Source organism: Buttiauxella sp. AC142 (assembly GCF_979253435.1).
On record NZ_CEEDCH010000001.1, the window covers coordinates 1,340,677 to 1,362,479 of the forward strand.

Annotated in this window: 15 protein-coding genes; 10 read left to right on the forward strand and 5 right to left on the reverse strand. The window is 51.2% G+C overall.

All coding sequences use genetic code 11. The annotated features are described in order from the left end of the window. The first annotated feature begins 265 nt into the window (after positions 1-265). Both clpS and clpA read left to right on the forward strand, forming a co-directional pair. On the forward strand, positions 266-586 hold the full coding sequence (gene clpS, locus AC0IWZ_RS06100; RefSeq protein WP_034456405.1) for an ATP-dependent Clp protease adapter ClpS: 321 nt from the start codon (positions 266-268) through the stop codon (positions 584-586). A gap of 27 nt (positions 587-613) precedes the next feature. Next, positions 614-2,887 (forward strand): ATP-dependent Clp protease ATP-binding subunit ClpA, encoded by a 2,274-nt coding sequence (clpA, locus tag AC0IWZ_RS06105; RefSeq protein ID WP_034494294.1) that lies wholly within the window; start codon positions 614-616, stop codon positions 2,885-2,887. Between the two features lie 101 nt (positions 2,888-2,988). Here the strand turns inward: clpA and infA are convergent, their stop codons facing one another. The 5 genes from infA to trxB all read right to left on the reverse strand — a co-directional run bounded on the left by infA (position 2,989) and on the right by trxB (position 8,833). Beyond that, positions 2,989-3,207, reverse strand: coding sequence for a translation initiation factor IF-1 (gene infA, locus AC0IWZ_RS06110; protein WP_002211347.1), 219 nt, complete (start codon positions 3,205-3,207; stop codon positions 2,989-2,991). 291 nt (positions 3,208-3,498) lie between these two features. After that, positions 3,499-4,191, reverse strand: coding sequence for a leucyl/phenylalanyl-tRNA--protein transferase (gene aat / locus AC0IWZ_RS06115; protein WP_115629841.1), 693 nt, complete (start codon positions 4,189-4,191; stop codon positions 3,499-3,501). Between the two features lie 55 nt (positions 4,192-4,246). Continuing rightward, entirely contained in the window at positions 4,247-5,968 is a 1,722-nt protein-coding gene (gene cydC, locus AC0IWZ_RS06120) for a heme ABC transporter ATP-binding protein/permease CydC (RefSeq protein ID WP_471677833.1), read from the reverse strand. Next, complete coding sequence (gene cydD, locus AC0IWZ_RS06125; protein WP_471677832.1) at positions 5,968-7,734, reverse strand: heme ABC transporter permease/ATP-binding protein CydD; 1,767 nt, start codon at positions 7,732-7,734, stop codon at positions 5,968-5,970. Before cydD ends, cydC begins: the two co-directional genes overlap by 1 nt. 130 nt (positions 7,735-7,864) lie before the next feature. Next, positions 7,865-8,833, reverse strand: a complete 969-nt coding sequence (gene trxB / locus AC0IWZ_RS06130; RefSeq protein ID WP_034494301.1) for a thioredoxin-disulfide reductase — start codon at positions 8,831-8,833, stop codon at positions 7,865-7,867. A 502-nt stretch (positions 8,834-9,335) separates the two neighbouring features. Between trxB and lrp the strand changes: the two genes are divergently transcribed. The 8 genes from lrp (at position 9,336) to AC0IWZ_RS06170 (ending at position 21,564) form a co-directional block, all read left to right on the forward strand. After that, on the forward strand, positions 9,336-9,830 hold the full coding sequence (lrp, locus tag AC0IWZ_RS06135) for a leucine-responsive transcriptional regulator Lrp (RefSeq protein WP_000228469.1): 495 nt from the start codon (positions 9,336-9,338) through the stop codon (positions 9,828-9,830). A 121-nt stretch (positions 9,831-9,951) separates the two neighbouring features. Further along, positions 9,952-13,746, forward strand: a complete 3,795-nt coding sequence (locus AC0IWZ_RS06140) for a DNA translocase FtsK 4TM domain-containing protein (RefSeq protein WP_471677830.1) — start codon at positions 9,952-9,954, stop codon at positions 13,744-13,746. Positions 13,747-13,908: 162 nt separating this feature from the next. Then, the gene (lolA, locus tag AC0IWZ_RS06145; RefSeq protein ID WP_034494305.1) at positions 13,909-14,520 is read left to right on the forward strand and encodes an outer membrane lipoprotein periplasmic chaperone LolA; all 612 of its coding nucleotides are present in this window, start codon (positions 13,909-13,911) and stop codon (positions 14,518-14,520) included. 8 nt (positions 14,521-14,528) lie between these two features. Then, a complete protein-coding gene (locus tag AC0IWZ_RS06150) occupies positions 14,529-15,872 on the forward strand; it encodes a replication-associated recombination protein A (RefSeq protein ID WP_034494307.1) in 1,344 nt (447 codons plus the stop codon). A 98-nt stretch (positions 15,873-15,970) separates the two neighbouring features. Further along, on the forward strand, positions 15,971-17,263 hold the full coding sequence (serS, locus tag AC0IWZ_RS06155) for a serine--tRNA ligase (protein ID WP_471677829.1): 1,293 nt from the start codon (positions 15,971-15,973) through the stop codon (positions 17,261-17,263). Positions 17,264-17,629: 366 nt separating this feature from the next. Beyond that, on the forward strand, positions 17,630-20,074 hold the full coding sequence (dmsA, locus tag AC0IWZ_RS06160) for a dimethylsulfoxide reductase subunit A (RefSeq protein WP_471677828.1): 2,445 nt from the start codon (positions 17,630-17,632) through the stop codon (positions 20,072-20,074). A gap of 10 nt (positions 20,075-20,084) precedes the next feature. Then, a complete protein-coding gene (locus AC0IWZ_RS06165) occupies positions 20,085-20,702 on the forward strand; it encodes a DMSO/selenate family reductase complex B subunit (protein ID WP_034494312.1) in 618 nt (205 codons plus the stop codon). 1 nt (position 20,703) lies between these two features. Further along, the gene (locus AC0IWZ_RS06170) at positions 20,704-21,564 is read left to right on the forward strand and encodes a dimethyl sulfoxide reductase anchor subunit family protein (protein WP_410372152.1); all 861 of its coding nucleotides are present in this window, start codon (positions 20,704-20,706) and stop codon (positions 21,562-21,564) included. Positions 21,565-21,803 lie beyond the last annotated feature (239 nt).

Consider the following 21,803-nt stretch of genomic DNA (forward strand, 5'->3'; position numbering starts at 1 on the left):
GGGCTGTTCAAAACCTCGCCAACTCACGCTTGTACAATGTAGATAATTTAACCATGTCGTCAAGCGTTGCACGGGGGGGTAAGAATGAAAATGAATCAAAAATTTGAAGCAGTTAACGCTATTGTGATTAATGTGACGAAGCTCTCGATTGCGATTTACCGTCCCTTTTAAACACAATGAATCACGTTAACTGAAAGCGTATTACACTCAACCTATGGGCTTCGCCTTCATGACAAAGGGCGATTAAACATGATGACGATTTGCAATGGGTAAGACGAACGATTGGTTGGATTTCGACCAGCTGGTGGGCGACAAACTGCGCGAAGCGCTCAAACCACCGTCGATGTATAAAGTGATGTTAATGAACGATGACTACACGCCGATGGAATTTGTTATTGACGTGCTGCAAAAGTTCTTTTCTTATGATGTAGAACGTGCAACGCAATTGATGCTCACTGTGCACTATCAGGGTAAAGCTATCTGTGGCATTTTTACTGCAGAGGTAGCGGAAACCAAAGTCGCGTTAGTGAACCAGTATGCAAGGGAGCATGAGCATCCGCTGCTGTGTACGCTAGAAAAAGCCTGAAGAAGGCAAAATTTGGGGGAGGTGCCTATGCTCAATCAAGAACTGGAACTCAGTTTAAACATGGCTTTCGCCAGAGCGCGCGAGCACCGACATGAGTTTATGACTGTCGAGCATCTGTTGCTGGCTTTACTCAGCAACCCATCAGCTCGTGAAGCGCTGGAAGCGTGTAGCGTAGATCTGGTGGCGCTGCGACAGGAACTCGAGGCCTTCATCGAACAAACCACACCGGTTCTGCCAGCCAGTGAAGAAGAGCGCGATACTCAACCGACGCTCAGCTTCCAGCGTGTGCTGCAACGTGCGGTGTTCCACGTCCAGTCTTCTGGTCGCAGTGAAGTGACTGGCGCAAACGTGCTGGTGGCTATTTTCAGCGAACAGGAATCCCAGGCAGCGTACTTGCTGCGCAAACATGAAGTCAGCCGCCTTGATGTGGTGAACTTCATCTCTCACGGTACACGTAAAGACGAACCAAATCAGGCTCCGGGAGCAGAAAACCCGGTCAATGAAGAGCAAGCAGGCGGGGAGGAACGTATGGAAAACTTCACCACCAATCTCAACCAGCTTGCACGCGTGGGAGGGATAGACCCCTTAATTGGCCGCGATAAAGAGCTTGAGCGCGCCATTCAGGTTCTGTGTCGTCGCCGTAAAAACAACCCGCTGCTAGTGGGTGAATCCGGGGTGGGTAAAACCGCCATTGCCGAAGGACTTGCCTGGCGTATCGTGCAGGGCGACGTTCCGGAAGTGATTGCCGATTGCACGATTTACTCGCTGGATATTGGTTCGTTGCTGGCGGGCACTAAATACCGTGGTGATTTTGAGAAACGTTTCAAAGCGCTGCTTAAACAGCTTGAGCAGGATCAGAACAGCATCCTGTTTATTGATGAAATTCATACCATTATTGGTGCGGGTGCCGCATCTGGTGGGCAAGTTGATGCTGCAAACCTGATTAAGCCGCTGCTATCGAGCGGCAAGATTCGGGTTATCGGTTCAACTACGTACCAGGAATTCAGCAATATTTTCGAAAAAGACCGTGCTCTGGCGCGTCGCTTCCAGAAGATTGATATTACTGAGCCAAGCGTTGAAGAAACCGTTCAGATTATTAACGGCCTGAAACCGAAGTACGAAGCGCACCATGACGTGCGTTACACTGCGAAAGCGATTCGTGCCGCGGTGGAGTTGGCGGTGAAATACATCAACGATCGCCATTTGCCAGATAAAGCGATTGACGTTATCGACGAAGCGGGCGCTCGTAGCCGCCTGATGCCGGTGAGCAAGCGTAAGAAAACGGTCAATGTCTCTGACATCGAAACCGTGGTTGCGCGTATTGCGCGTATCCCGGAGAAAAGTGTTTCAGCAAGCGACCGCGATACGCTGCGCAGCCTGGATGACCGCCTGAAAATGCTGGTGTTTGGCCAGGATAAAGCCATCGAGGCGTTAACCGAAGCCATCAAAATGAGCCGCGCCGGTTTAGGGCACGATCATAAGCCAGTGGGTTCCTTCCTGTTTGCCGGGCCAACTGGTGTAGGTAAAACAGAAGTGACCGTGCAATTGGCGAAATCGCTGGGCATTGAGCTGCTGCGTTTTGATATGTCCGAATACATGGAACGCCACACCGTGAGCCGTTTGATTGGCGCACCTCCAGGCTACGTTGGTTTCGACCAGGGCGGGCTGTTGACGGATGCGGTGATTAAACATCCTCACTCAGTTTTGCTGCTTGATGAAATCGAAAAAGCGCACCCGGATGTCTTCAACCTGTTACTGCAGGTTATGGATAACGGTACGCTGACCGACAACAACGGGCGCAAAGCCGATTTCCGTAATGTGATTCTGGTGATGACCACTAACGCCGGCGTGCGTGAAACCGAGCGTAAGTCTATTGGCCTGATTCGTCAGGACAACAGTACCGATGCGATGGAAGAGATCAAAAAGATCTTTACTCCAGAGTTCCGCAACCGTTTGGACAACATCATTTGGTTCAACCATCTGTCTACGGATGTGATTCACCAGGTTGTCGACAAATTTATCGTCGAGCTTCAGGTGCAGTTGGATCAGAAAGGTGTGTCTCTGGAAGTGAGCCAGGAAGCCCGTGATTGGCTGGCGGAAAAAGGCTATGACCGTGCAATGGGTGCTCGCCCAATGACGCGTGTCATTCAGGACAGCCTGAAAAAACCGCTCGCTAACGAACTGCTGTTTGGTTCATTGGTGGACGGCGGCCAGGTGACTGTGGCTCTGGATAAAGAGAACCAGAAACTGACTTATGACTTCCATAGCGCTCAGAAGCATAAACCGGAAGCAGCACACTAATTCATTCGTATTGCCATAAAAAAAGGCCAGGTTATTAACCTGGCCTTTTCATTACTAAACTGTCTGCGCCGCATGTATCTATGCAGCGCTAAATAAAACTATCAGCGACTACGGAAGACAATGCGGCCTTTGCTCAGGTCGTACGGGGTCAGCTCTACAGTGACTTTGTCACCCGTCAGGATGCGGATATAGTTTTTACGCATTTTACCGGAGATATGAGCGGTTACCACGTGCCCGTTTTCCAGCTCAACGCGGAACATGGTGTTAGGTAACGTATCAAGAACGGTACCCTGCATTTCAATATTGTCTTCTTTGGCCATCTAATCCTCGAGGGTATCACTACCATAGTTTTGAACCGGCAAGATAATGCCCAAGTTCACGTATCATGTAAAGAATTGTTGGTGAAATCACCAGCGAAAGTGCAATTTGCACATTACCCAAAACCCACTCAAAAGCTGCACGGATTGTGCCTGCGATGAGGGCTGCGAAGAGATAAACGATGGGTTGTCCCTGTTAAAGCTAATCCCAAACGGCGGCGGGGTAATGAGCAGAGCTCACTCTGCGGGGCTAATTATAACACTCTTAACAGTAATGTGCCGTAAACATTATCGTTACGACAGGATTTGTGGCACCCAACAATACGATGCCAGATGTTGTGGACGAAATATCGACAAATGTTCCAGATATTCCCGACGCGGAATTTCAATTGCACCTAAAGATGCGGTATGTGCGTTAAGAACCTGGCAATCAATCAATTTCCCGCCATAGCTTAGAAAGTGTTGGCAGAATACCAGTAACGCAGTTTTGGATGCATTTTCCCGGCGGCTGAACATCGACTCACCGCAAAACAATGCACCTTGCGCCACACCGTACATTCCGCCAACCAGTTCATCCCCTTCCCAGACTTCAATAGAATGAGCGTGGCCTAATTCGTGCAGTCGTGTGTAGGCGTCGATAATTTCGGGTGTAATCCATGTGCCTTCTTCACGGTCATCTGCGCAGTCGCTGATGACACGCTCAAAAGCATGGTTGAGCGTGACACGATAGGGCGAGTCGCGATGGAAGCGCTTCATACTGCGACTCAGATGAAACTGTTCCGGGAAAAGCACCGCACGCGGATCGGGCGACCACCATAAAATCGGGTCGCCAGGTGAGAACCACGGGAAGATGCCGCGTTGATAAGCCATCAACAAACGAGCTGGACTTAAATCACCGCCAAGTGCCAGTAACCCATTAGGTTCACGCAACGCGCCTTCCGGGGAAGGGAAGGCGATTGAGTCACGAGAGAGCTGAATAAGGCGCATGACGACACGGCTCCACGGCTAGCAATAATTATTGATAATAGACCAATTACAAAGGCTACAAACGCTGATGAAAATGATAATAACGACCCGCGCTAGCCATCAAATCTGCGTGATTACCTTGCTCAATAATTTGCCCGTTGTCCATCACAATTATGTTGTCGAAATCAGCCAATCCGCGCAGGCGATGAGTGACCATTAAGACGGTTTTCTCTTTGGTCACTTCTGCCAGTAAATCAAGTATTTGACGCTCAGTTTCTGCATCCAGACCTTCGGTCGGTTCATCGAGCAAGAACAGCGGAGCATCATGTAATAACGCACGGGCAATGGCCAGGCGGCGCAGTTCGCCACCAGAAAGCTGGCGGCCACCTTCACCCAACCAACTATTAAGACCTGAATCGTCTAACAACTTCTCCAGACCCACGCGGATCAGAACCTGCTTCAGCTCATCATCGCCGGCGTCAGGTGCGGCGAGTAGAAGATTGTCGCGCAGTGTGGCGCTGAACAAATGCACACGCTGTGACACGACGCTGGTTGAAGTACGTAAAGCCGTTTCATCGAATTGGCTGAGCGCTTCACCATTAAGACGAATTTCGCCCTGCTGGGGTTCCCAGGCGCGGGTCAGCAACTGTAGCAGTGTCGATTTTCCGCACCCGGTTCGACCCAAAATAGCGACGTGTTGACCGGCTTCAACCTGCAACGAAATATCACGCAGCGCCATTTGTGACTGTTCGGGATAAGTGAAGCTGAGGTTGTGAATCTCCAGTGCCACACGCTCAGGTACGGCATGAGTTTTCTCGGTGAAAATGACCTCGGGTTTCTGGCTGGTAATTTCAGTCACGCGCAAGGCCGAAGCAATCACTTGCCCCAAATGCTGAAACGACCCGGTGACGGGAGCCAGTGCTTCAAACGAGGCGAGTGCACAGAACACAAACAATGCTATCAGCGCACCTGGCGTAGTATTTCCACCCACACCTGCGGCGGCCATCCACAGCATCAGAATGACGGCGATTCCGCTAACCAGTAGCATAACTGCCTGCGACAATGCCGTAAGTTCAGCCTGGCGGCGTTGCGCTTCTTGCCAGTTGTCTTCGCTCGCTTCAAGCTGCTGGCGATAACGTTGTGTCGCACCGAAAATGGTCAGTTCCGCGTGGCCCTGTAGCCAGGCTGTAAGCTGCTGGCGATATTGCCCCCGTTGTACGGTAATCGCTTCACCGGTTTTTCTGCCCGCAAAATAGAACACGGGTGGCAGCAGAACTAATGTAGCCAATAAAATGCCGCCGAGCGTGAGCGCCAGGTGCACATCCAGCCAGCTTAATCCGAACGTGACGACCACAATCACGACAAATGCACCGACAAGAGGTGAAATTACGCGCAGATAGAGGTGGTCTAAGGTATCAACATCGGCGACCAGACGGTTAAGCAACTCACCCTGGCGAAAACGAGCCAACCCGGCAGGGGAGAGTGGTAGCAATTTGCTAAAGGTGGAAACTCGTAAGTGCTGGAGAACGCGGAAAGTCGCATCGTGGCTCACCAGTCGCTCAAAATAACGGCCCGCGGTACGGGTAATCGCGCCGCCGCGAACACCTGCGGCAGGCAACATGTAGTTGAAGCTATAAATGCCGGCCACGCCGACTACCGATGCGGCGGAGAGGAACCAGCCTGATAGTGTCAGCAGCCCGATACTGGCTAAGAGAGTAATAATCGCCAGCACAACGCCCAGCATCAGTAACCATTTATGGCGGCAATAAAGCGCAAGATAGGGGAGTAGCGCGCGCATTAAATTTCCTCCTGGCGATGAGTCAGTAACGTTGCAAACGGGCCTTCCTGAGAGGCCAGCGTTGCGTAATTTCCTTGTTGCACGATACGTCCATCACGCATCACCCAAACCTCGTCCCAATCGTTGATGTAATCTAACTGGTGCGTCACCATCAGGGTGGTTTGCTGTCGGGAGGCATTGCCCAACGCTTCCATTACACGCTGTTCGCTATGGGCGTCCAGGCTTGCGGCAGGTTCATCGAGCAATAACAATCCACATGGCATTAATAAGGCGCGCGCGACGGCAACTCGTTGTGCTTGTCCGACGGATAAGCGTGCTGCTGATTCACCTAATGGTGTATCAATCCCTTGCGGTAACAGTGGCAGGAATTCATTGACTGAGGCTTTTTCTAACGCAGCGGCTAGTTGTTCGGCGTTGGCATCAGGCATCGCTAAAAGCACGTTCTCACGAATAGTGGGGGCGGGGAGTTGCGGGTTTTGTCCGACCCAACTCAGTTGTTCGCGCCACCATTTTGGGTCCAGCTCTGAAAGCTCAACCCCGTTGACCAAAAGCTGACCCTGGTAAGGTAAAAATCCAGATATCACATTAAGCAGAGAGCTTTTCCCTGCACCACTTTGCCCCACCAGCACCACGCGCTGCCCGGCAGAAAGGGTGAAGTTCAGCGGGCCGGCGAGTGCTTTCTCTTCGGTCGAAAGAATCACCAAATCACGCGCTTCGATGCTGACAGGTTCGTTATTGTTGAACCGTGCACAACCTTGTTTACGCTGTTGTAGCGGGGCATCAAGGAAAGTCATCAGGCTATCCGCTGCACCGACGGCCTGCGCTTTTGCATGATAAAAAGTGCCTAAATCGCGTAACGGTTGGAAAAATTCAGGAGCCAGAATCAAAGCCAGGAAACCAGCAAATAGGGTTACGCCAGTGCTGTAATGGCCAAAATTCAACTCGCCTAAATAAGAGAAGCCGAAGTAAACCGCGACGACTGCGATGGATAGCGAGGCAAAGAATTCCAATACGCCTGAAGACAGAAATGCGAGGCGCAAGACTTCCATTGTCCGCTGGCGGAAATCCTGAGAAGCCGCACGAATATTCTCGGTTTCGGCATTTCCACGATTGAACAAGCGCAACGTTTCCATGCCGCGCAGACGGTCAAGGAAATGGCCGCTCAGACGCGCCAGTGCCTGGAAGTTACGACGGTTAGCATCTGCGGCTCCCATCCCTACCATCGCCATAAACAGCGGGATCAGTGGTGCTGTACACAGCAGAATCAGCGCGGCAACCCAATTAGACGGGAAAATCACGATCAAAATCAGCACCGGAACCATCACCGCAAGCGACATTTGCGGCAGATAGCGGGCATAGTAATCGTGCATATCTTCAATTTGTTCCAGCACAAGCGTAGCCCAACTGCCCACAGGCTTGCCCTGAATCCAGGCGGGGCCAGCCTCATGAACGCGGTCGAGCACTTTGCGCCGAATTTCTTGCCGTATGTGCAACCCGGCGTAGAAACCCGCTTTTTCACGCAGCCAAACCACCCATGCGCGCAATACAAAAATCAGTATCAGGATGACAAAAAGCAGAAGCAGCGCTTCGCGAGGAATGTTTTCCATGATCATGTGCTGCAACATCCGGGCTAAAAGCCAGGCTTGAGCAACAATTAAAAGTCCACTGATCAAACCCAAAACGCGGGAAAGCCCTAACCAGCGGCGCGAAATAATGCTTTGTTGTTTTAGCCAACGGCTAAGTTCTTGTTGACGGGTTTTATTCATGGTTGCCAGTGCAGGTAAATGATGAATTATCAGGCAAAATTTGCGGGCAATGTTACAACGCAGACAAAAGAAAGGCGACTTATTCAGTCGCCTTTACGTATCTTCAAACTGTCGCTATGGATTACGAGAGTTACTTATTCTGTTCGGCCAGACCGTCCAGGTAGCGCTCGGCATCCAGTGCAGCCATACAACCCGTGCCTGCAGAGGTAATCGCCTGGCGATAGATATGATCCATGACGTCGCCTGCCGCGAACACGCCAGGGATGCTGGTTTGTGTTGCGTTGCCGTGAATACCGGACTGCACTTTGATGTAGCCGTTTTCCAGCTCGAGCTGGTCGGCGAAAATTCCGGTGTTCGGGCTGTGTCCGATTGCGACGAACAGACCTGCAACTTCTAACTCTTCAGTCTGGTCAGTATTGTGTGCATCGCGCAGACGCAGACCGCTCACACCCATCTGGTCACCGGTTACTTCATCGAGCGTGCGGTTAGTGTGCAGCACGATATTGCCGTTCTTCACTTTCTCCATCAAACGATTGATGAGGATTTTCTCGGCGCGGAAGCTATCGCGGCGGTGAATCAGGTGCACCTCAGAGGCAATATTTGCCAGATAAAGTGCTTCTTCAACCGCAGTGTTACCCCCGCCGATAACCGCAACTTTTTGATTGCGATAGAAGAAACCGTCACACGTTGCGCAGGCAGAAACGCCACGGCCTTTGAACGCCTCTTCGGAAGGCAGACCCAAATAACGAGCAGAAGCACCCGTGGCGATAATTAACGCGTCACAGGTGTATTCGCCGCTGTCGCCTGTCAGACGGAACGGACGGTTTTGCAAATCCACTTTAGAAATGTGATCGAACAGAATTTCTGTTTCGAATTTGGTCGCATGTTCGTGCATGCGCTCCATCAACGCTGGGCCTGTCAGGTCATTAGGATCGCCAGGCCAGTTCTCAACTTCAGTTGTTGTGGTCAACTGGCCACCTTTTTCCATCCCGGTAATCAAAACGGGCTTGAGGTTAGCGCGAGCCGCGTAGACTGCAGCGGTATAGCCCGCAGGGCCGGAGCCAAGAATTAGCAATTTACTGTGTTTAGCGGTGCCCATGAGATCCTCATTGTTCGTTGGCAGTCAATCGAGGGATTGTAGGGAATTTGGCGGGTTAAAAAAAGGGTACAACGGTGGTGATGGGTAATAGTGTTAACGATATGTGCAATAGTCGTGTTCAATCAATCTATGCAAATGAATAGAAAGCGCATAGAAATCCATCAGAACAGGGTAATTAGTCACGCCACTAAAGTGATGAATAATCGTCAAGTCGCCGGGATATATGGCACGTTCCACTAATTTTCGATGTTTTGCTTTGACAATCCGCTAAGCATTTGCGAAAACATTCGAGGAAGAAAAACATTTGGTGTGAGAGCAGTAAAATAATCACGCATACCTGATGCAATTTTACCGGGTTATTGAAATCTACTCATGGCGTGGACAGACGCCATGAGTGATGTCGATAGCGGCCATTGGGCACCGGTCTTCTCACGTACACTCGGAACATTGACGTTGACCGGGTTATGGCAGGTGAAGGAAGGAACAAAGAGAGACAATAATAATGGTAGATAGTAAGAAGCGCCCTGGCAAAGATCTCGACCGCATCGATCGTAACATTCTGAATGAACTGCAGAAGGACGGACGTATTTCCAACGTCGAGCTTTCGAAGCGAGTAGGGCTTTCACCGACTCCGTGCCTTGAGCGCGTGCGTCGTCTGGAACGACAGGGTTTCATTCAGGGCTACACCGCTCTGTTGAACCCGCATTATCTGGATGCATCACTTCTGGTTTTTGTTGAGATTACTCTGAATCGTGGCGCCCCGGATGTGTTTGAGCAATTTAACGCCGCAGTTCAGAAACTTGAAGAAATTCAAGAATGTCATTTGGTATCCGGCGATTTCGACTACCTGTTGAAAACCCGTGTACCTGATATGTCTGCGTACCGCAAATTACTAGGCGAAACCTTGTTGCGACTGCCGGGTGTGAACGATACCCGTACGTATGTAGTGATGGAAGAGGTCAAACAGAGCAATCGTCTGGTTATTAAGACCCGTTAACACGGGCCAGGTGCAAAATCTGCGTATTTTGGTTACACTCCTGGTAATTCATACAGCAACAGTGCCGGGAATGCCCGGCACTGTTGCTCTCCATATTTTTTAAGGACCTGGAGAGTCTTACTTGAGCCAGGAATACACCGAAGAAAAAGAAGTTACATTGAGGAAACTCAGCAGCGGGCGTCGTGCATTAGAGGCGTTACTGCTTCTTGTTGCCATTTTTGCCGTCTATTTGATGGTGGCGTTGCTCAGTTTTAATCCTTCCGATCCGAGTTGGTCACAAACCGCATGGCACGAACCTATCCATAACCTGGGTGGAATGCCAGGTGCGTGGCTGGCCGATACTCTGCTATTCATCTTTGGCGTGATGGCCTACACCATCCCGGTAATCATTATTGGTGCGTGTTGGTTCACCTTCCGTAACCGTGATAGCGAAGAGTTTGTTGATTACTTTGCCGTTTCCTTACGCCTGATTGGTGTATTGGCAATGGTACTTACGGCCTGTGGCCTGGCGGCGATAAACGCAGATGATATTTGGTACTTTGCCTCAGGTGGCGTGATAGGGAGTTTGCTCAGCACCGCGATGATGCCTTTGCTTAATAGTAGCGGCGGCACAATTGCCTTGTTGTGCGTTTGGGCGGCAGGTTTAACCCTGTTTACCGGCTGGTCCTGGGTCAGTATTGCAGAGAAAATTGGCAGTGCGACATTAAGCGTGCTGACTTTTGCCAGTAACCGTACGCGCCGGGATAACACCTGGCAAGACGATGATTACGACTACGAAGATGAAGAGCATGGTGATGAGCACGCTCCGGAAGTGGAAAAGCGTGAGTCTCGTCGTGCGCGTATTTTGCGTGGTGCATTAGCACGTAAGCAGCGTATATCTGAGAAATTCTCCAATCCTAACGCGCGTAAAACAGACACTGCGCTGTTTTCTGGTAAGCGTATGGATGATGCGGAAGATGACGTTTTATTCTCGGGAAATAAAGCGACGCTGCCTGAGGACGACGTTTTGTTCTCAGGGAATAAAGCAACACTACCTGAAAGCGACGAATACGATCCGTTATTACACGGGCAGTCTATCGTTGCCCCGGTTGCGGCAACTGCCGCCGCTGCAATGGCGAACCCTGCCTATGCCGCTCCCGTTATGCCAACCGCGACCGTATCACCAGTAGCTGCTCCGGCACCAGAAGTGGATCACCATCCCGCTATTGCCTGGGAACCTGCGCCTACTACGATGACGCCTGAACCCGTTATTGCGCCTGCGCCTGAAAGTTACGACGCGCCTCGCGCGACGGATCAATATCATCCGCAATATTCTGCGCAACAAAATCCGCAGCAGCATCCGCAGCAAGTCACCAGCCATTGGTCAGAACCGGCTGCGGAGCAACCTTTTGTTGAACCGGCTTACTATGAACCAGAGGCTCCAGAGCCTGTTGTTCAGCCTGAGCCTGTTGAAGAATTCAAACCCGCCGTTCGCCCGCCGCTGTACCATTTCGAAGAAGTCGAAGAGCGTCGTGCGCGTGAACGTGAGCAACTGGCAGCCTGGTATCAGCCGGTAAACGAACCTAAGCCTGACCCTTATGGCTATGACAGTTCTCCAGCTTTTGCATCAACAAGTTCTACGGACGCTTCGCGGATTGAACCACCGGCTATGCCTCAGGGGATGTCCAGCGTAATGCCGGAAATTCCGATCGTGCCAGCCCCGGATATTCCGCAAGGTGTTAAAGATGCTGCAAAAGTCGCAGGTGTTGCGGCAGCGTTTAGCCCGGTGTTTAGTATTGCCAGCGACGCGCCTCGTCCTCAGGTTAAAGAGGGGATTGGCCCGCAGTTGCCACGTCCAAATCGTGTGCGCGTACCGACTCGTCGTGAGCTTGCGTCCTATGGCATCAAGTTGCCTTCTCAGCGAATGGCTGAAGAAGAAGCGCGTCGCCAGGGCGGGATGGATATCGAAGACGACTATGCTGACGATGCCGAGGAAATGGAACAGCAGGAACTCGCTCGCCAGTTCGCGGCCCAGCAACAGCGGCGTTATGGTGAAGAGTATGAAGACGATGCGACACAGCAAGATGAAGCAGAGGCTGAACAGGCAGAATTAGCTCGCCAGTTTGCAGCGCAGCAGCAACAGCGTTACTCCGCGGAACAACAGCAACCAACACAGCAACAGCCAAATAATGTGCCGTTCTCACTGGATGATTTTGATTTCTCACCAATGAAAACGTTAGTCGATGATGGCCCGAGCGAGCCATTATTTACGCCGAGTCCGGTTGAAGCACCAGCTCCTGTTCAGCAACCGCAAAGTTGGCAAGCCGCGCCGCAGTCGCATGTGCAGCAGCAACCGCCAGCACCTGCTCCTGTTGCAGCACCTCCGGTACAAGAAAGTTTGATTCATCCATTCCTGATGCGTAATGGGGACGATCGTCCACGGCAGCGTCCAACAACGCCATTGCCATCGCTGGACTTGTTGACCTCACCGCCAGCAGAAGTGGAGCCGATTGACACCTTCGCGTTAGAGCAAATGGCTCGCCTGGTGGAAGCTCGTCTTGCCGATTACCGGATTAAAGCCGATGTGGTGGATTACTCTCCAGGCCCGGTTATCACCCGTTTCGAGCTGGATTTAGCGCCAGGTGTTAAAGCCGCTCGCATTTCTAACTTGTCTCGCGACCTCGCGCGCTCGTTATCAACGGTTGCGGTGCGTGTCGTTGAAGTTATTCCAGGCAAACCCTATGTGGGCCTTGAGTTACCAAACAAAAAACGCCAGACCGTTTACCTGCGCGAAGTTCTCGACTGCGCTAAGTTCCGCGAAAGTGCTTCTCCGTTAACGGTCGTCCTGGGTAAAGATATCGGTGGCGAACCGGTGATTGCCGATCTGGCGAAAATGCCACACTTGCTGGTTGCGGGTACAACCGGGTCCGGTAAGTCTGTTGGCGTGAACGCCATGATCCTCAGCATGTTGTATAAAGCGACGCCTGAAGAAGTGCGCTTTATTATGATCGACCCGAAAATGCTTGAGTTGTCAGTGTATGAAGGCATCCCACATCTGTTAACGGAAGTCGTAACGGATATGAAAGATGCGGCCAATGCATTGCGCTGGAGCGTGAACGAAATGGAACGCCGCTACAAACTGATGTCTGCTCTGGGCGTTCGAAATCTGGCAGGTTACAACGAACGTGTGCTGGAAGCTGAACGCATGGGTCGTCCAATTCCAGATCCATTCTGGAAACCCGGCGACAGCATGGAAGTTTCCCATCCAATGCTTGAAAAGCTGCCGTATATCGTTGTGTTGGTTGATGAATTTGCTGATCTGATGATGACGGTCGGTAAGAAAGTGGAAGAGTTGATTGCTCGCCTGGCACAGAAAGCGCGTGCTGCGGGTATTCACCTGGTGCTGGCCACTCAGCGCCCATCCGTTGACGTTATTACAGGGTTGATCAAAGCGAACATCCCGACGCGTGTGGCGTTTACCGTCTCAAGCAAAATCGACTCGCGAACCATTCTTGACCAAGGTGGCGCTGAGTCGCTGCTGGGAATGGGTGACATGCTTTATTCCGGGCCGAACTCGACGCTGCCGGTACGTGTTCATGGCGCGTTTGTCCGTGACCAGGAGGTCCATGCTGTGGTTCAGGACTGGAAAGCGCGTGGTCGTCCACAATACATAACGGGTATCACTTCCGATAGCGAAAGTGAAGGCGGCGCAGGTGGCGGGATTGACGGTGATGAAGAGCTTGATCCGCTGTTTGATCAGGCAGTTTCCTTCGTGGTTGAAAAACGTAAAGCGTCTATTTCCGGTGTTCAGCGTCAGTTCCGCATTGGCTATAACCGTGCAGCCCGTATTGTTGAACAGATGGAAGCGCAGGGGATCGTGAGTCCGCAAGGTCACAACGGTAATCGCGAAGTGCTTGCACCACCGCCATTTGAGTAACTTTTTGCATTAGAGCCGCCGTTGCGGCTTTTATGCAAAGAAGGGTAAATTAGCGGAAAATCAGCTTTTTCTTCTGTTGCTCCCAAGCAATTCTCCACTAGAGTGGGCAACAGAAATGCCACAGTGCAGTCGCTATGTGGCGCATGAATTTAAGGGATCGTAATGAAGAAAATCGCTATTACTTGTGCTTTATTGACTGCTCTGACCGCAACTGCTGCCTGGGCTGACGCCGCGGGCGACCTGAAAACGCGTCTGGATAAAGTCAGTAGCTTCCACGCAAGTTTCACACAGAAAGTCACCGACGGTGGCGGCGCTGCAGTGCAAGAAGGTCAGGGTGATCTGTGGGTTAAGCGCCCGAATTTATTCAACTGGCACATGACTCAGCCAGACGAAAGCGTCCTGGTTTCCGATGGGAAAACATTGTGGTTCTACAACCCATTTGTTGAGCAAGTGAGTGCCACCTGGCTGAAAGATGCGACTGGTAACACTCCGTTTATGCTGATTGCGCGCAACCAAAGCAGTGACTGGCAGCAGTACAACATCAAACAAAACGGTGATGATTTTATTCTGACGCCTAAAACCAGCGCCGGTAATCTCAAGCAATTCACCATTAACGTTGGACGTGATGGAACCATCCATCAGTTCAGTGCTATTGAGCAAGACGATCAGCGCAGCAGCTACGCGTTGAAATCTCAGCAAAATGGCTCGGTGGATATGAGCAAGTTTACGTTTACCCCGCCTAAAGGCGTGACGGTGGACGACCAACGTAAGTAGAGGTATGAGTGAGCAACTTGTCGCTCGATTTTTCTGAAAATACCTTCCAGCCTCTGGCCGCGCGTATGCGGCCGGAGAACCTCGCGCAGTATATCGGCCAGCAGCATCTTCTCGCTCCGGGTAAACCTCTTCCTAAAGCTATCGAAGCCGGGCATCTCCATTCGATGATTTTATGGGGCCCCCCAGGCACCGGTAAAACCACGCTTGCGGAAGTCATTGCGCATTATGCGGACGCAGATGTAGAACGAATCTCTGCTGTTACTTCCGGTGTAAAAGAAATCCGCGAGGCTATTGAGCGTGCGCGTCAGAGTCGTAATGCTGGGCGACGTACGATTCTGTTTGTTGACGAAGTCCATCGCTTTAACAAAAGCCAGCAAGATGCTTTCTTGCCGCATATTGAAGATGGCACGATAACCTTTATTGGCGCGACCACTGAAAATCCCTCATTCGAGTTAAACTCCGCTTTACTTTCACGCGCCCGGGTTTATTTGCTCAAATCGCTGACGACTGAAGATATTGAAAAAGTCCTCGATCAGGCGATGAACGACACGGCTCGCGGCTACGGAGGGCAGAATATTGTCCTGCCGGACGAAACTCGTCTGGCTATCGCTCAACTGGTCAACGGTGATGCTCGCCGCGCACTGAACACGCTGGAAATGATGGCTGATATGGCCGAAATTGATGCGAGTGGAAATCGTGTGCTACAGATTGCGCTGTTGACCGAAATTGCAGGTGAACGTAGTGCGCGATTTGATAACAAGGGCGACCGTTTCTACGATCTGATTTCCGCGCTGCATAAGTCAGTACGCGGTTCCTCGCCGGATGCTGCACTTTACTGGTATGCGCGCATTATTACTGCAGGCGGCGATCCTTTATATGTTGCCCGGCGTTTGTTAGCGATTGCGTCCGAAGATGTAGGCAATGCCGATCCACGTGGTATGCAGGTCGCTATCGCTGCCTGGGATTGCTTCACGCGGGTTGGCCCTGCAGAAGGGGAGCGCGCCATTGCACAAGCTATTGTTTATCTTGCTTGCGCGCCAAAAAGTAATGCAGTTTACAAAGCTTTCAAGGCAGCAATGGCTGATGCCCGTGAGCGCCCGGATTACGACGTTCCCGTTCATCTTCGTAATGCGCCAACCAAACTGATGAAAGAAATGGGGTATGGTCAGGAGTATCGCTACGCTCATGACGAACCCAATGCTTATGCTTCCGGAGAAGTTTACTTCCCGCAGGAAATGGCACAAACACGCTATTATCAGCCTACAAACAGAGGTCTTGAGGGCAAGATTGGTGAAAAGCTCGCCTGGCTTGCTGAACAGGATCAAAATAGCCCGACAAAACGCTACCGATAATTCAGGCGTTGCGGTAAGGTTAGCAAGACTATCATTCATTGCGGTTGCAGGCTGTGACCGCTATCCCCTTCATTTAATTCGATAAGCACAGGATAAGCATGCTCGATCCCAATCTACTGCGTACAGAGCCAGACGCAGTCGCTGAAAAACTGGCACGCCGAGGCTTCAAGCTGGATGTAGAAACGCTGCGCTCCCTTGAAGAGCGTCGTAAAGTATTGCAGGTTAAAACAGAAAATCTGCAGGCTGAGCGTAACTCGCGATCGAAATCCATCGGCCAGGCGAAAGCGCGCGGGGAGGACATCGAGCCATTGCGTCAGGAAGTTAACCAACTCGGTGAAGAACTTGATGCGGCGAAAACTGAACTTGATGCCCTGCAGGCAGAAATCCGTGATATCTCGCTGACTCTGCCTAACATCCCGGACGATTGCGTACCGATGGGTAAAGACGACAGCGAAAACGTTGAAATCAGTCGCTGGGGTGAGCCACGTAAATTCGATTTTGAAGTGCGTGACCATGTGACGCTGGGTGAAATGGCTAAAGGCCTGGATTTCGCTTCTGCGGTTAAACTGACCGGCTCTCGTTTTGTTGTGATGCAAGGGCAAATTGCTCGCCTGCATCGCGCACTGAGCCAGTTCATGCTCGATTTGCACACCGAACAGCATGGTTACATTGAAAACTATGTCCCGTACCTGGTGAACCAAGAAACGTTGTACGGTACGGGTCAGTTGCCAAAATTTGGCGGCGACTTGTTCCATACTCGTCCATTGGATGAAGAGGCTGACAGCAGCAACTATGCGTTGATCCCAACCGCTGAAGTGCCGTTGACCAACCTGGTGCGTGACGAGATTATTGATGAAGAATCTCTGCCGCTGAAAATGACCGCTCATACGCCATGCTTCCGTTCAGAAGCGGGTTCTTACGGTCGTGATACCCGCGGTCTGATTCGTCAGCACCAGTTCGATAAAGTCGAAATGGTTCAGATTGTGCGCCCTGAAGATTCTATGGATGCACTGGAAGAACTGACAGGACACGCAGAGAAAGTGCTGCAATTGTTGGGCCTGCCATACCGTAAAGTGCTGCTGTGCAGTGGTGATATCGGTTTCGGCTCGGCTAAAACCTACGATCTCGAAGTCTGGTTGCCGGCGCAGGACACTTACCGTGAAATCTCTTCTTGTTCAAACATGTGGGATTTCCAGGCGCGTCGTCTACAGGCTCGTTGCCGTAGCAAAGCAGACAAGAAAACCCGTCTGGTACACACCCTGAACGGTTCTGGTTTGGCTGTAGGTCGTACTTTGGTTGCGGTACTGGAAAACTACCAACAAGCTGATGGACGTATCGAAATTCCAGAAGTGCTACGTCCGTACATGAAAGGTCTTGAGTACATCGGCTAATCATTGCGACTAATACATTAGTACTGTTTTACTCTCTGAAAAGCGCCTAAGGGCGCTTTTTTTATGCCGTAATTATTCTCATTCCCACAGATAATCTGCCTTTATTGATACCAGGCAATAACAAATACCCCTATATGAGTATCATTGCCTCCAGAAAGAGAGTGATGATGACGAATACAACTCATTCAGTTCCCTTATCATTTCGCCGTTTGAAGTTACATGATGTAACCGGGCAGCCAATCGTGGGACTGACATAAATTAAGACACTCCTTTCTCTTTTTGGCTGAGCAACGGAAACGCGGGCCTATTTCCCTGAGTAACCTTTGCCAGCTTGTTCAAACGTGAGCACGATACAAGTGGGTCATTATGAAAGAGAAAACTTCTAATGCGGTTCTGAGCGCACAAGTTAGCCGCCGTAAGCTGGTGAAAACCACGGCTATCGGTGGGCTTGCAGCTGCGAGCGGTGCATTAACACACCCCTTTAGCCGTACGGCTTTCGCACAAACTGCCGCTGATACGGTCAGTGCCGCTGAAAATGTGGTGTGGAGCGCTTGCACAGTAAACTGTGGCAGCCGCTGCCCATTGCGCATGCATGTGGTCGATGGCGAAATCAAATACGTTGAGACCGACAACACCGGCAATGATGATTATGAAGGTCTACACCAGGTGCGCGCTTGCCTGCGAGGCCGTTCAATGCGTCGCCGCGTCTATAATGCCGATCGCCTGAAATACCCGATGAAACGCGTTGGTGCTCGTGGAGAAGGGAAGTTTGAGCGAATCAGTTGGGATGAAGCCTTCGATACCATTGCCAACAGCATGAAAGGCATTATCAAAGAACACGGCAACGAAGCTATTTATCTGAACTACGGCACAGGGACGTTGGGCGGCACGATGACTCGCTCCTGGCCACCGGGTTCCACGCTTATTGCTCGCCTCATGAACTGCTGCGGTGGCTATCTAAATCATTATGGTGATTACTCTACCGCGCAGATTGCCGCAGGCCTGAACTATACCTATGGCGGCTGGGCGGATGGCAATAGCCCGTCTGATATTGAAAACAGCAAACTTGTTGTGTTGTTTGGGAATAACCCGGGCGAAACGCGTATGAGTGGCGGCGGGGTGACTTATTACCTCGAGCAAGCGCGTGAAAAATCTAATGCTCGTATGATTATCATTGACCCGCGTTATACCGACACCGGTGCAGGTCGTGAAGATGAATGGATTCCAATTCGTCCAGGTACAGATACCGCTCTTATCTCCGCCCTGGCTTGGGTGATGATCACTGAAAATCTCGTTGACCAGCCTTTCCTCGATAAATACTGCGTCGGTTATGACGAAAAAACGCTACCAAAAACGGCTCCGGCGAATGGCCATTACAAGGCTTATATCCTCGGCGAAGGGGCTGATGGTGTAGCGAAAACCCCGCAGTGGGCAGCAAAAATCACGGGTATTCCTGCTGAGCGCATCGTGCAACTGGCTCGTGAAATCGCCACGGCTAAACCCGCGTTTATCAGCCAGGGATGGGGGCCTCAGCGCCACTCAAACGGCGAGCTGGTATCGCGCGCAATCGCCATGTTATCGATCCTGACGGGTAATGTGGGAGTCAACGGTGGTAACAGCGGTGCACGCGAAGGTTCTTACAGCCTGCCATTTGTGCGTATGCCGACCCTGGAAAACCCGGTGCAAACCAGTATTTCGATGTTCTTGTGGACGGATGCTATAGAACGCGGCCCAGAAATGACTGCGACCCGCGATGGTGTGCGCGGTAAAGATAAGCTCGATGTGCCGATTAAAATGGTCTGGAACTATGCCAGTAACTGTCTGATTAACCAGCATTCTGAAATTAACCGCACCCATGACATCCTTCAGGATGACAAAAAATGCGAGATGATTGTGGTTATCGACAACCACATGACTTCTTCTGCGAAATATGCGGATATCTTGCTCCCAGATTGCACCGCTTCTGAACAGATGGATTTCTGTCTTGATGCATCTTGCGGCAACATGGCTTACGTGATTTTTGCAGGTCAGGCCATCAAGCCACGCTTTGAGTGCAAAACCATATATGAGATGACCAGCGAAATCGCCAAACGTATGGGGGTTGAGCAGCAATTTACCGAAGGTCGCAACCAGGAAGAATGGATGCGTCATTTGTACAAACAATCGCAAGAAGCTATTCCTGAACTCCCGAGTTTCGAAGAATTCAGCAAGCAAGGCATCTTCAAGAAACGTGACCCGGAAGGGCATCACGTTGCCTATAAAGCTTTCCGTGAAGATCCGGCGGCCAACCCACTGACGACCCCTTCCGGGAAAATCGAAATTTACTCTGAGCAACTGGCTGAGATTGCCGCGACCTGGCAACTTAACGAAGGAGATGTCATCGATCCTTTGCCGGTTTACAGCGCTGGCTTTGAAAACTACGGCGATCCTTTGGCAGAGAAATGGCCATTACAGATGACCGGTTTCCACTATAAAGCGCGTACTCACTCAACCTACGGCAACGTGGAAGTGTTGAAGGCCGCCTGCCGCCAGGAAATGTGGATCAACCCGATTGACGCCCAACAGCGTGGGATCAAAAACGGCGACATGATCCGCATTTTCAACGGACGTGGTGAAGTTCATATCAACGCGAAAGTGACACCGCGCATCATCCCCGGTGTTGTCGCGATGGGGGAAGGGGCGTGGTATAGCCCTGATGCCAATAAAGTGGACCATGCTGGTTGCATTAACGTGCTGACTACCCAGCGACCATCGCCACTGGCGAAAGGCAACCCATCCCACAGTAACCTCGTCCAGGTCGAGAAGGCGTAAGGAATAGCTGATGACAACCCAATACGGATTTTATATAGATTCCAGCCGTTGCACCGGTTGCAAGACCTGCGAGCTGGCTTGCAAAGATTACAAAAACTTAGGCCCGGACGTCAGTTTCCGCCGCATTTATGAATACGCGGGTGGCGACTGGCAGGAAGACAACGGTGTATGGCAGCAAAACGTCTTTGCCTATTATCTTTCGATTGCGTGCAATCATTGCGAAGACCCGGCTTGCACCAAGGTTTGCCCGAGTGGCGCGATGCACAAGCGCGAAGACGGATTTGTCGTCGTTAACGAAGACGTGTGCATTGGTTGCCGCTACTGCCATATGGCTTGCCCGTATGGCGCGCCACAGTACAACGCAGAAAAAGGGCACATGACGAAATGCGATGGTTGCTACTCGCGTATTGCTGAAGGGAAGAAACCTATTTGTGTTGAATCTTGCCCGCTGCGTGCGCTGGATATGGCTCCGATTGCAGAATTACGTGAGAAATATGGCGAACAGGCAGCGATAGCTCCGTTACCGTCAGCACATTTCACCAAACCAAATATCGTCATTAAACCCAACGCCAACAGCCGCCCTTGTGGGGATAAAACCGGCTATCTGGCAAACCCGAAGGAGGTGTGAGATGGGTAACGGATGGCATGAATGGCCGTTAATGGTCTTTACGGTTTTGGGGCAGTGCGTCGCAGGTGGTTTCATAGTGATGGCGCTGGCGTTGCTGACTGGCATCTCAGACCGCGTACTACAAAAGCGCGTGCACTGGGCGATGATTGTACTTTGGGTTCTGATGGGCATTGGCTTTATGGCCTCTGTTCTGCACCTTGGTTCACCGCTGCGCGCATTTAACTCGCTTAATCGTATCGGTAATTCTGCATTAAGTAATGAAATTGCCAGCGGCTCGGTGTTCTTTGCGGTGGGTGGTTTCTGGTGGTTGGTTACCGTGCTGGGCAAAATGCCTCAGGCATTGGGCAAAATCTGGATGGTGCTGACCATGATTCTGGGCGTGTTTTTCGTCTGGATGATGTGCAAGGTTTACCTGATTGATACCGTGCCAACGTGGTATAGCGTTTATACGCCGCTCACTTTCTTCCTGACGATGTTTATAGGTGGCCCGCTTCTTGGTTATTTACTGCTGCGTGTTGCGGGCGTAACGGGCTGGGGAATGCGTCTTCTTCCCGCTATTTCGCTCTTAGCGATTGTGGCGAGTGCAGTCGTTATGATGTTACAGAGCACGGAACTGGCAACTATTCACAGTTCTATTGCGCAGGCATCAGCACTCGTGCCGCAATACGGTGCGTTGATGTCGTGGCGATTGCTGCTGCTTTCTGCTGCACTAATTTGCTGGATTGTTCCACAATTAAAAGGTGGGCTGGCAAGCCCGGCAGTCCTGACGTTTGCATTCGTGCTGATGATTGCTGGAGAGCTTATCGGACGCGGAGTTTTCTATGGCTTGCATATGACTGTCGGCATGGCGATAGCCAGTTAATCAACTTCTAATATTAAATGCGCCTCCGGGCGCATTTTTTTTACCCTCGTATAAGAAAATGTCATCTGAATCACCATGAAATTTTTCATCTAATCCGCTTCGATTCACAGTTGCAGATGCTATCAAAAACAGAGACATAGCATTTTGGCGCTGTACTTCGCTTGTCACTTGGATAAGTTTTTCAAATCGACGGCTTTCAAATCGTGCCAGGCCCCGTCAGCGCTGGATTGACAATCATT

Excerpts from the sequence above, each read along its gene's own strand:
- clpS (WP_034456405.1), top strand. The coding sequence starts at position 266 with ATGGGTAAGACGAACGATTGGTTGGATTTCGACCAGCTGGTGGGCGAC.
- clpA (WP_034494294.1), top strand. The coding sequence starts at position 614 with ATGCTCAATCAAGAACTGGAACTCAGTTTAAACATGGCTTTCGCCAGA.
- infA (WP_002211347.1), bottom strand. The coding sequence starts at position 3,207 with ATGGCCAAAGAAGACAATATTGAAATGCAGGGTACCGTTCTTGATACG.
- aat (WP_115629841.1), bottom strand. The coding sequence starts at position 4,191 with ATGCGCCTTATTCAGCTCTCTCGTGACTCAATCGCCTTCCCTTCCCCG.
- cydC (WP_471677833.1), bottom strand. The coding sequence starts at position 5,968 with ATGCGCGCGCTACTCCCCTATCTTGCGCTTTATTGCCGCCATAAATGG.
- cydD (WP_471677832.1), bottom strand. The coding sequence starts at position 7,734 with ATGAATAAAACCCGTCAACAAGAACTTAGCCGTTGGCTAAAACAACAA.
- trxB (WP_034494301.1), bottom strand. The coding sequence starts at position 8,833 with ATGGGCACCGCTAAACACAGTAAATTGCTAATTCTTGGCTCCGGCCCT.
- lrp (WP_000228469.1), top strand. The coding sequence starts at position 9,336 with ATGGTAGATAGTAAGAAGCGCCCTGGCAAAGATCTCGACCGCATCGAT.
- lolA (WP_034494305.1), top strand. The coding sequence starts at position 13,909 with ATGAAGAAAATCGCTATTACTTGTGCTTTATTGACTGCTCTGACCGCA.
- serS (WP_471677829.1), top strand. The coding sequence starts at position 15,971 with ATGCTCGATCCCAATCTACTGCGTACAGAGCCAGACGCAGTCGCTGAA.
- dmsA (WP_471677828.1), top strand. The coding sequence starts at position 17,630 with ATGAAAGAGAAAACTTCTAATGCGGTTCTGAGCGCACAAGTTAGCCGC.
- AC0IWZ_RS06165 (WP_034494312.1), top strand. The coding sequence starts at position 20,085 with ATGACAACCCAATACGGATTTTATATAGATTCCAGCCGTTGCACCGGT.
- AC0IWZ_RS06170 (WP_410372152.1), top strand. The coding sequence starts at position 20,704 with ATGGGTAACGGATGGCATGAATGGCCGTTAATGGTCTTTACGGTTTTG.